Source organism: Actinobaculum sp. 313 (assembly GCF_003073475.1).
GTDB lineage: Bacteria > Actinomycetota > Actinomycetes > Actinomycetales > Actinomycetaceae > Asp313.
This window is the reverse complement of the sequence record NZ_CP029033.1, coordinates 1062514-1072598: the sequence shown is the minus strand read 5'-3', so window position 1 is coordinate 1072598 and position 10085 is coordinate 1062514. Positions and strand designations below refer to the sequence as shown.

General features: G+C 62.1%; 10 protein-coding genes and 1 pseudogene. 8 read left to right on the top strand and 3 right to left on the bottom strand.

Annotation, left to right across the window (positions count from 1 at the left end; translation table 11 throughout):
• Positions 1-83 precede the first annotated feature (83 nt).
• From DDD63_RS04555 to DDD63_RS04535, 5 genes and pseudogenes are all read left to right on the top strand, one after another.
• Positions 84-1585 (top strand): annotated as a pseudogene (locus DDD63_RS04555) (aminopeptidase P N-terminal domain-containing protein).
• 12 nt (positions 1586-1597) lie between these two features.
• Positions 1598-2860, top strand: coding sequence for a CBS domain-containing protein (locus DDD63_RS04550; RefSeq protein WP_108715373.1), 1263 nt, complete (start codon positions 1598-1600; stop codon positions 2858-2860).
• Complete coding sequence (locus tag DDD63_RS04545; protein ID WP_108715372.1) at positions 2853-3437, top strand: DUF1003 domain-containing protein; 585 nt, start codon at positions 2853-2855, stop codon at positions 3435-3437. The genes DDD63_RS04550 and DDD63_RS04545 overlap by 8 nt, the downstream gene beginning before the upstream one ends.
• A 125-nt stretch (positions 3438-3562) precedes the next feature.
• Positions 3563-4678: a P-loop NTPase gene (locus DDD63_RS04540; RefSeq protein ID WP_108715371.1), complete on the top strand. Its 1116-nt coding sequence runs from the start codon at positions 3563-3565 to the stop codon at positions 4676-4678.
• A 178-nt stretch (positions 4679-4856) separates the two neighbouring features.
• Positions 4857-5489 (top strand): class I SAM-dependent methyltransferase, encoded by a 633-nt coding sequence (locus DDD63_RS04535; RefSeq protein ID WP_108715370.1) that lies wholly within the window; start codon positions 4857-4859, stop codon positions 5487-5489.
• Positions 5490-5606: 117 nt separating this feature from the next.
• Here DDD63_RS04535 and DDD63_RS04530 read toward each other — a convergent pair whose 3' ends face one another.
• Both DDD63_RS04530 and DDD63_RS04525 read right to left on the bottom strand, forming a co-directional pair.
• Positions 5607-5774 (bottom strand): DUF3117 domain-containing protein, encoded by a 168-nt coding sequence (locus tag DDD63_RS04530; RefSeq protein ID WP_108715369.1) that lies wholly within the window; start codon positions 5772-5774, stop codon positions 5607-5609.
• A gap of 80 nt (positions 5775-5854) precedes the next feature.
• A complete protein-coding gene (locus DDD63_RS04525; RefSeq protein ID WP_108715368.1) occupies positions 5855-6640 on the bottom strand; it encodes a TIGR00730 family Rossman fold protein in 786 nt (261 codons plus the stop codon).
• 381 nt (positions 6641-7021) lie between these two features.
• Between DDD63_RS04525 and DDD63_RS12795 the strand changes: the two genes are divergently transcribed.
• From DDD63_RS12795 to DDD63_RS04515, 3 genes are read left to right on the top strand one after another with little or no spacing between them, the layout of a single operon-like run.
• Positions 7022-7453 carry a hypothetical protein gene (locus tag DDD63_RS12795; RefSeq protein WP_240611429.1) on the top strand — a complete coding sequence of 144 codons (432 nt, stop codon included), beginning with the start codon at positions 7022-7024 and terminating at the stop codon, positions 7451-7453.
• On the top strand, positions 7414-7854 hold the full coding sequence (locus tag DDD63_RS12790; RefSeq protein ID WP_240611428.1) for a hypothetical protein: 441 nt from the start codon (positions 7414-7416) through the stop codon (positions 7852-7854). The genes DDD63_RS12795 and DDD63_RS12790 overlap by 40 nt, the downstream gene beginning before the upstream one ends.
• Entirely contained in the window at positions 7851-9548 is a 1698-nt protein-coding gene (locus DDD63_RS04515) for a phospho-sugar mutase (RefSeq protein WP_108715367.1), read from the top strand. Before DDD63_RS12790 ends, DDD63_RS04515 begins: the two co-directional genes overlap by 4 nt.
• Positions 9549-9603: 55 nt before the next feature.
• Here the strand turns inward: DDD63_RS04515 and DDD63_RS04510 are convergent, their stop codons facing one another.
• A complete protein-coding gene (locus DDD63_RS04510) occupies positions 9604-9903 on the bottom strand; it encodes a hypothetical protein (RefSeq protein ID WP_125482436.1) in 300 nt (99 codons plus the stop codon).
• Positions 9904-10085 lie beyond the last annotated feature (182 nt).

Here is a 10085-nt window from a genome sequence, read left to right as displayed (position 1 = left end):
CGGCGGCGTGCGGGAACGGTCCCAGCGCGTGACGCCAGGCCGTGCGCTTGGGACTCTTCCGACGCAGGTGCGAGAATGTCCGCATGGCCAATGATGAGAAGAAGCAGTCGCTGAGTGAACGCGGTGATAACCGCTCTCGACAACCACATAATGAGCAGTTCCGAGCATTCATGGGAACCGACTGGGGACCGCGGCCCTCTTCGCCCTCCCGCAGCAGGGTTGCCGATGTTACTCCTGCCCGCCGGGAGAAGCTATCAGACCGTTTTCCCGGCGAACGCCTCGTCATTCCGGCGGGAACCTATCATGTGCGCAATAACGACAATGTCTACCGCTTCCGGGCACATTCGGCCTTCGCACATTTGACCGGCCTGGGCGGTGAACTGGAACCCGACGCCGTGCTGGTGCTCAATCCAACCCCCACCGGCCACGAGGCCACGTTGTACTTCCACCCGCGGGCATCTCGCTCCTCGGAGGAGTTCTACGCCAATTCCCGTTACGGTGAGTTTTGGGTGGGAGCTCGCCCCTCCCTGGCCGACATGGAAGCGCTGACCGGCCTGCATTGCGACTCGATCGATAATCTTCCCGATGCTCTCGCTAAGGATCTGGGACCGGGCCAAGTGGGACTGCGCGTAATCCCACAGTCAGATGCCGCCATTGAGGCGCAAGTGGCTGAGTTACGCGAAAAGGCCGATATCGCGCACGCGAGCAGCCAGGACGATGCCGAACTGGCGGAGGCGTGTTCGGAGATACGTCTGGTCAAGGACGACTGGGAAATCGAGCAGATGCGCCACGCTGTTCAGGCCACCCACGAGGGCTTCGACTCCATCATTGCCTCTTTACCCCGTGCAATAACGCATTGGCGCGGCGAGAGAGTTGTCGAAGGGGCCTTCGGCGCCAAGGCCCGTGAAGAAGGCAACGGCCTGGGCTATGACACCATTGCCGCAGCGGGCAACCACGCCAATACGCTTCACTTCATCGACAACGACGGACCGGTGATTCCCGGCCAGCTCATTTTGGTCGACGCCGGCGTGGAAATCGATTCTCTCTACACCGCCGATATCACGCGCACTCTGCCGATCTCCGGTACTTTTACCGATGCGCAGGCGGAGGTCTATCAGGCAGTTCTCGACGCCGCCAATCGCGCCCTGGAGGAGGCGGCCAAGCCGGGGTGCCGTTTCCGCGATGTACATAATGCCGCCATGGAGGTCATTGCCGCGCGCCTGGAAGCATGGGGAATGCTACCGGGAACGGCTGCCGAATCCCTGGCACCCGACGGGCAGTTCCACCGACGCTGGATGCCGCACGGAACATCCCACCACCTCGGCATTGACGTCCACGATTGTGCACAAGCTCGGCGCGAAATGTACGTGGATGCCGTCCTTGAACCGGGCATGATCTTTACTATTGAACCTGGTCTATACTTCCGCGAGGACGATCTAAAGGTCCCGAGCGTTTCCGGGGCATAGGCGTGCGCATTGAGGATGATATTCTCGTCACCCCACACGGGGTTGAAAGGATATCAGAGGCAATACCACGTGAAATCGCCGACGTGGAAGCCTGGATGGCCCGCATCTTGGAAGAGTAAGTAGGTGATGATATGAGCTCGTCGAACCGCGTCTTTGTCGCCCGTCTAGCCGGTACTCCGGTATTCGACCCAATAGGAGACAAGGTCGGCACTGTCTATGACGTCGTCGTCCTGTTCCGTCTCAAAGGCGAACCGCTGGCCGTCGGGCTCGTTGTGGAAGTGGCGGGAAAACGCCGCGTTTTCCTACCCTTGACCCGTGTCACCTCCATCGATAACGGCCAGGTCATCACCACCGGCCTGGTCAACATGCGGCGTTTCGCGCAACGTCCGGTTGAAACTCTCGTGATGGCGCAACTGCTGGATCGGAACGTGCGACTGCGTGAGACCGGTGAGGAAGCCGCCGTCGTCGATGCCGCAATCGAGAAGGTTCGCGGCCGCGAGTGGCGGCTGACGACCCTCTATGTGCGCACATCCAAACACGCCGTGGGTGGGCACCGTTCTCTGATCGTTCCCGTACGCGATGTTAGCGGCCTGACGAATCCCGCTGCCGATCAGGGGGCCGACGCCATCCTGGCGCAGATTTCAGGACTGAAGGCCGCCGACGTCGCCGACATGCTGCGAGACCTCCCAGAGGATCGTCGACAGGCGGTGGCCAACCAGTTGACTGACGAGCGCCTGGCGGACGTGCTGGAGGAACTCGGCGACGAAGACCGAGTTACAATCCTCTCCTCCTTGGATGTGGAGCGTGCAGCCGACGTGCTGGACGTTATGCAGCCAGACGACGCCGCCGATCTGGTTGCCGAGCTTCCCACCGACCAAGCTGCCCAGCTACTCGACCGCATGGAACCGGGCGAGGCGGACGATATCCGCCGTTTGCTCGTTTACGAGGAACGAACGGCAGGTGGCATGATGACGACGGAGCCAATTGTGCTACCCCCGGAGGCGACGATCGCACAGGCATTGGCGTCGGCACGACGCGTCGACATCCCTCCCGCCCTCGCGGCGATCCTGTTCGTCTGCCGCCCACCCCTGGAGACTCCGACCGGGCGTTTCCTCGGAGTTGTTCATATCCAGCGCGCCTTACGCGAGCCACCCTCGACCTTGATCGGCAACATACTCGACACCGATATAGAAGGTATTGCGCCCACAGAGGGCCTGGGAACAATCACCAGGCTGCTGGCGACCTACAACCTGACTGCACTGCCGGTGGTTGATGAGGGGCTCCTGCTAGGGGCGGTCTCGGTGGACGACGTCCTCGATCACCTCTTACCCGATGATTGGCGCGACGCCGACGACGAGACAACGGACGAAGCGATGGAGGCACAGCATGGCTGACTTCGACAAGCCCCTGGATAAGAGCCGTCGCCGTCTTCCTTTCCGGCGGCGCCACGATTCGGACGGTTTTGGGCGCTTCGCGGAGGCAACCGCCCGGTTCATGGGCAGTCCGCGTTTTATCCTCTATATGACGATCTTCGTCGTCGCCTGGATTACGGCGAATATTGTGCTGTACAAACTAGCTCAGAATTACGCCTGGGATCCGTACCCCTTCATCCTGCTCAACCTCGCCTTCTCTACACAGGCCTCCTACTCGGCGCCGCTGATTCTACTCGCGCAGAATCGCCAAGATGACCGCGACCGCGTCATCGCGGAGCAGGATCGCCAGCGCGCTGAACGCAATCTGGCCGATACCGAATACCTGACCCGTGAAATTGCGTCTTTGCGCTTGGCCTTGGGAGACGTCGCCACACGTGACTTCGTGCGCTCAGAGTTGCGTGACGTGCTGGAGGAATACGATCGCGACCGGCAGGAACGTATGGACGAACGCGATCAGCGCATCCTCGAGCTTCAGCAGGAATTGGCCGATTTGCGCGATCAGCATTCGGAGTCTCCCAGCGTACCGACCTCCGACTGACGGATCGGTGGCGGGAGCCCACACCGCAGACGGTTCAGGGTGTGTCGATCTGATCGTGCCGTGCGTGTCAATATGCACGCCGATATGCAGGAGCTTTGTGCGCGGTACGCAGGTACGATAACCCTATGGTTACCATTGACGACGTCAGCCGCGCCCTTGAGGATGTTATGGACCCGGAAATCCGTCGGCCCATCACCGACCTCAACATGGTTGAGGACATTAGAGTGGACGAGGCTGGCAATGTTACCGTCTCGCTGCTCCTGACAACCCCGGGCTGCCCGCTGCGCGATACGCTGCAACAAGACACCGAGAACGCTGTCCGTGCTCTGGAGGATGTCGGTACGGTCAAGGTCAATATCGGCGCCATGAACGACGAGCAGCGCTCAGCACTGCAGGAGAAACTGCGCGGGTCGGCTCGCACGATTCCCTTCGCACAGCCGGGGTCACTGACGCGCGTGTACGCGATTGCTTCGGGCAAGGGCGGTGTAGGCAAGTCAACGATTGCCGCGAACCTGGCCGCCACGATGGCAGCACAGGGTCTTAAGGTGGGCCTCGTTGACGCGGATATCTACGGATTCTCTATCCCCCGCATGCTGGGCGTCGATACTCCCCCGGCGGCCCTCAACAATACGATCATTCCACCCGTCGCCCACGACGTGAAGACGATCTCGATCGGCATGTTTGTTCCGGACAATTCACCGGTCATCTGGCGTGGTCCCATGCTGCACCGCGCTCTGGAGCAGTTCTTCGCCGATGTTTACTGGGGTGATTTGGACGTCCTGTTGCTGGATCTTCCGCCCGGAACCGGCGACGTCGCCATCTCGATTGCACAGCTGATCCCGGGGTCGGAACTCCTTATCATTACGACGCCGCAGGCCGCCGCCGCCGAGGTCGCTGAAAGAGCTGGGCAGATCGCTAAGCAGACCGAGCAACACGTTGCCGGCGTGATCGAAAACATGTCTTACCTCGTCATGCCCGATGGGTCGAAGAATGAACTATTCGGTTCCGGTGGTGGCTCCACCGTGGCCGCGCAACTGAGCGCTGAACTCGGATATCCGGTGCCACTCCTGGGCCAGATCCCAATCGAAGTTGAGATGCGAGTGGCCGGTGACAGCGGCACTCCATGGGCGCTCAGCGACGGCGATTCCACGGCTCAGCAGACATTACGTTCCATTGCCGATGAACTGGGGCACAGGTCTCGTGGTCTTGCCGGCCGTAACCTGGGCGTCGCGCCGGTGTGAGTGAGGCCGTCGCACAGAAACATCGCGCCATGGCGCTCTAGGGGTGAGGCGGCGATCCCGGGGTGAGGCGGGAATCCGGGAGCCACACCGGATGCGATCACTGGCTGAAACACGTGCGATGGCAGCGGCTTCGCACCGCCGCTGCAGTAGCATAGGGCATACAGGCGAAGGGAGAGCCATGTCGGCAGATCAGACGCAATCTTGGGCGTATGCGGAAAGTGTACGCATTGAGGATGACATCACCGCCGCCGCCCGGTACCTCGCCTCTGAATTCGGTTTCAGCGCTCTCAGCCCGGCCACGGGCGCTTTCCTTGAGGTTCTCGCGGCTACAGCGCACGTCCACAACGCCGTCGAGGTGGGCACGGGTACAGGCGTATCAGGCCTGTACCTGCTCGCTGCCTCCCCTGACCTCTCTCTGACCACAATCGACATTGAATCAGAAGCTCAGCATGCCGCGCGGGAAGCGTTTTCGCGCGCTGGCGTGCGGGCGGGCCGCACACGCCTAATCAATGGGCGGAGCGCGGATATCTTGCCTCGCCTCGCCTCGGCCTCTTATGACCTTGTACTTCTTGATGGCGATCCGCTGGAGGTTCCGGGCGACGCGGTCGAAGCACTGCGGATACTGCGCCCGGGTGGCCTGTTGGTGGTGGCACGAGCACTGATGGGAGGCCGAGTCGCGGATCCTGCCCGGCGGGAAGAGGACGTCGTCGCCGTACGTAATCTCGGTCGCGACTTACTGGCTTCAACGGAGCTGCGCACTGCCCTGGTGCCGATTGGAGAGGGTCTGCTGCTGACAACGGTGCGCCAGTAGGGATATTCGCCAGATACTTCCGGGAAGCCTCCAACCAATAGACCGGGAAGGCTTCAACCAATAGGAAAATGGTGGGAAACACTCCAGGAGCGCTTCCCACCACATCCTTGCTGCGTCTTAGCGTTCGATGTCTGCCAGAGCCTCTTTGAGGCTGGCCGCCTCCTCGTCATTCAGCTCGAGGACGAGCCGACCACCCCCGTCAACGGGCACGCGGACAACGATTCCCCGTCCCTCGCGTTCAACTTCCAGCGGACCGTCGCCAGTACGTGGCTTCATGGCTGCCATGGTGCTTCCTTCCCGTCAACGGCAGGAACCGTCAACGCCTTCATTCTACCCGTAGTAAGGGCAGATGTCCCCGGCCGAGGTCAGATATCACCGCGGGTAGCCGCATCCGCCTGCGCACGGCGTTCATCTGCCAGGCGATGGATACCATGGCGAATTGCATCCACGGCTTCCTCCTCGCTATCAACCAGCGTGAACAGGTCGACATCTGTCGCGGAGATCGTGCCCGCAGACACCATGGTGCCCTCAATCCACTCAACCAGACCGTGCCAGTAGTCGCGTCCCACAAGGATAATTGGGAAGGATGAGACCTTTTGGGTCTGTACCAGCGTCAGCGCTTCGAAAAGCTCGTCCAGGGTTCCGAATCCTCCCGGCAATGCGATGAATCCCAAGGAGTACTTCAGGAACATCATCTTTCGCACAAAGAAGTAGCGGAAGGAGATAGCCAGGTTGACATAGTCGTTGATCCCCTGTTCAAACGGCAGTTCAATCCCCAGGCCAACAGACGTGCCACCGGCCTCACGGGCGCCTTTGTTGGCGGCCTCCATAATGCCGGGGCCTCCGCCGGTGATTACGCTGAAGTCCTCGTCAACGAGCAAACGCGCTATGCGCTCCGCCTTCCGGTAGCTCGGATCTTCTCTGGCCGTCCGCGCTGATCCGAAGACCGAAATCGCCGGGCCCAAACCCGCCAACGCGCTGAAACCCTCCACGAACTCTGCCTGGATGCGCATCACCCGCCACGGGTCCTGATGTACCCATTCGGAGTCCTGCTCCGGCGCCAGCAACCGCGCATCCGTCGTCGTCGATGGAATCAGGGGCCCCCGCAATAGTACCGGTCCCCTGCGATATGACCTGCCGTTTCTTGCCATGATGCCAAGTCTCCCCTACTTGCGCCCGGAACTCCACCGCACCACGCGGCCATCCACACCGCGTATCTTCCGGCACGCGCCAGACTCTCCCCAATACACACAGCCGCGCCGAAATCCCCCTCCACTTCTTCCCGCACGCGCCAGATTCTCGGTGCCATAGGAACTCAGTCGCACCAAGACGGTTCGGCATGAGCATGGACTTCACTGTCCGTTTGGCGCGCAGCTTCGAGTAAAGCTACGCCTCTCGTAGGCGACCAACTCCCGTGCCCGGCCGCTCGCGCTCACCACCTTCGGCGCGCGGCGGAGACGCCTTCTCGCCTAGTCGCGGACAGGCGGAGCGATTCCCGAGACACGAGAGGTTTTAGGAAGTAATGTTGATTCATGACTCAAAATGAAGCGGATTCACACACCGCGAGCACGGACGCCGCCCACGCAGCCGCGTTCATCGCCGAACGGACCGGAATCTCCACCCACGAGATCGCGCTAACACTCGGATCCGGATGGGGCGAAGCAGCGGGACTAATAGGAACAACCATCGCCGAGGTCCCCGCCACGGAGGTTCCCGGGTTCTCATTCTCCGGCGTTGCCGGGCACGCCGGTACGATCAGTTCGATTGAGCTTCCCTCCGGGCACCACGCCCTGATTCTCGGCGCCCGCACCCACTTTTATGAGGGCAAGGGTGCAGCCGCCGTCGCCCACGGTGTACGCACAGCCGCAGCAGCCGGGGCTAAGGTGGCTCTTCTCACCAACGGTTGCGGATCGACCGTCCCCGAATGGGGCCGGGGACTGCCGTCCTCATTAAGGATCACCTGAACCTGACCGCGTGCTCTCCACTCGAGGGCGCCAACTTCGTCGATCTCACCGATGCCTACGCACAACGGCTACGCAACCTCGCACACGAGGTGGATCCCGCGCTGCCGGAGGGTGTGTACGCCCAGTTCCCCGGCCCCCACTACGAGACGCCTGCGGAAGTACGTATGGCGCGCACACTGGGCGCCGATCTTATTGGAATGTCCACGGCACTCGAAACCATCGCTGCGCGCGGCGTAGGGCTCGAGGTACTCGGCATTTCATTGGTTACAAATCATGCCGCGGGTTTTGCGCCGGGCACCCTGGACCACTCCGAGGTGCTTGCGGCCGGCCGGGAAGCAGGACCACGCATTTCCCAGCTGCTGGCGCAGATTGTTTCACGCATCGACAAGGAGATTCTGTGACATACGAAAACGTTCGCGACTGGATCGCCCACGACCCGGACGAAGTTACACGCAGGGAGCTCACCGAGCTCCTTTCGAAGGCGGAGGGAGGCGACGACGCCGCACAGGCTGACCTCGCTGATCGTTTCTCCGGCCCGCTTGCTTTCGGCACTGCGGGACTACGCGGCGAGATGGGCGGCGGTGAGCATCGCATGAACCGCGCGGTCGTCCGCCGCGCCGCAGCGGGCCTGATGGCCTATCTGCGTGAGCACGCGGGCGAAGACGCCCTCCTCGTCGTCGGATATGATGCACGCTATAACTCGCAGATCTTCGCGAAGGAGACCGCTGCCATTGCGACGGCGGCAGGCATCCGCGCCCGCCTGATGCCGCGCGCCCTTCCGACGCCGCTGCTGGCCTATGCGGTACAGAAACTCGGTGCCGATGCCGGCGTCATGGTAACGGCTTCGCACAACCCGGCCCGTGACAACGGGTACAAGGTCTACCTCGGTGGACGGTGCGCCGATCAATGGGGGCAGGGCGTCCAGCTCGTTCCCCCGGCCGATAGTGATATCGCGGCCTGTATCGCCGCCACTCCCCCGGCCGATGAGATCCTACTTGCCGACGGGTACGAATTCATCAGCGAAGACCTGATTGACAGCTACATCGCCGATTGTGCCGCATTAGTCCCCGCTGAACACTCCCGCGACATTCGGATCGTGTACACGGCGATGCACGGAGTGGGCGCACAGATCATGCGTCGAGTGTTCTCCGCCGCCGGTTTCACCAATGTCATAGAGGTTGCGCAGCAGTGCGAGCCGGACCCCGACTTCCCAACAGTTTCCTTCCCGAATCCCGAGGAGCCGGGTGCGCTCGATATGGCGATGGAACTGGCCGAACGCGAAAATGCCGAACTGGTTATCGCCTCCGATCCCGACGCTGATCGCTGTTCAGCCGCCGTTCCGACCGCGAGCGGCTGGCGGCAGCTCTCCGGTGATGAGATTGGTTCCCTGCTCGGCGATTTCATGGCCGAAGTGGCAGGTGCCCGCGAGTCTTCGCCGGAGACCGCTACGGGAAGTACGCTGGCATCGTCCATTGTTTCGTCGCGGCTCCTGGAGCGGATCGCCGGTGCACACGGACTGGACTACCGGTCCACACTGACAGGATTCAAGTGGATCGCCCGTGTACCGCATCTTGCCTTCGGCTACGAGGAAGCCATCGGTTTCTGTGTGAATCCCAATGCGGTGCGCGATAAAGATGGACTTTCCGCAGGAGTGCTGCTGGCCTACCTGGCCGCGAAGCTCCGTGACGAGGGCTCCGACCTGGTCAGCGACCTCGACCGCCTGTACACGAGGCACGGCGTGTACCTGACGGGGCCGGTCACCGTGCGCGTGGATGATCTCTCCATCATCGGCAAGACAATGGACAAGGTGCGCAGCGTGCCACCGACCGAGTTGGCGGGTGCGCCGATTGTCAGCGTTGAGGATCTGACGGACGGAACGGAGTCGCTACCGCCGACCAATGCCATCGTGTGGCATACCGACCGCGATGATCGCGTCATTATCCGCCCCTCGGGCACAGAGCCGAAGGTCAAGTGCTACCTGGAAGTCATTGCTCCGGTTGCTGGTTCGGAGGCACTCGATGACGCTAAGGCTGCGGCCCGCGACCGTCTGGCGGAGCTGAAGGCGGCCGTTGCCGAGGCACTCCGCCTCGACTAGTTGCACGTCTCAACACGTCCCGGGCCCGTTTCCGCTGCTGGATTCGGGCCCGGTTTCATATGACGGTATTCAGGTTGCCGCGTGGGGTCTCCATGCTCGCCATGTGCTCATGTACCGCCCCGCGCCCCGGCAGAGTCTCCGGGTATCCGCCCAGCACCGAGACGACCCCGCAACCACCACAAAGACCGATTCTCCGGGTTTTCGCCAAAGCTCCGGGATATTCGCGGAGAACTGCGGAACGCCCGGAGAGTCTCGAGATAAGGGCGGTCACCGGTTCACCACCGAAGCTGCTGCGTTGCGGAATCACGCCATCGGCCGCTGCACGATTCAGCGCTCCACCACGGCGCACCGCCACCTGCGCCCCTGGAGGAAGCAAGGCGAAGGCTCGTCGTCGAAGGCAGACTGTCGAGCTCTGCGACCGGAAGCACGGCACCAGCACGCCCGAACGGCACCACTGCAGCGCACACGGCTTTAGACGCCTACGCTGCGACGTCTCTCCCTCGACCACCGGCACCCCACCGCACGCGGCATGAAGAG

What these genes read in the sequence shown, in the direction of transcription:
- DDD63_RS04540 (WP_108715371.1), top strand. Translation starts at nt 3,563, where the DNA reads ATGGTTACCATTGACGACGTCAGCCGCGCCCTTGAGGATGTTATGGAC.
- DDD63_RS04525 (WP_108715368.1), bottom strand. Translation starts at nt 6,640, where the DNA reads ATGGCAAGAAACGGCAGGTCATATCGCAGGGGACCGGTACTATTGCGG.
- DDD63_RS12790 (WP_240611428.1), top strand. Translation starts at nt 7,414, where the DNA reads ATGGGGCCGGGGACTGCCGTCCTCATTAAGGATCACCTGAACCTGACC.
- DDD63_RS04550 (WP_108715373.1), top strand. Translation starts at nt 1,598, where the DNA reads ATGAGCTCGTCGAACCGCGTCTTTGTCGCCCGTCTAGCCGGTACTCCG.
- DDD63_RS04535 (WP_108715370.1), top strand. Translation starts at nt 4,857, where the DNA reads ATGTCGGCAGATCAGACGCAATCTTGGGCGTATGCGGAAAGTGTACGC.
- DDD63_RS12795 (WP_240611429.1), top strand. Translation starts at nt 7,022, where the DNA reads ATGACTCAAAATGAAGCGGATTCACACACCGCGAGCACGGACGCCGCC.
- DDD63_RS04545 (WP_108715372.1), top strand. Translation starts at nt 2,853, where the DNA reads ATGGCTGACTTCGACAAGCCCCTGGATAAGAGCCGTCGCCGTCTTCCT.
- DDD63_RS04530 (WP_108715369.1), bottom strand. Translation starts at nt 5,774, where the DNA reads ATGGCAGCCATGAAGCCACGTACTGGCGACGGTCCGCTGGAAGTTGAA.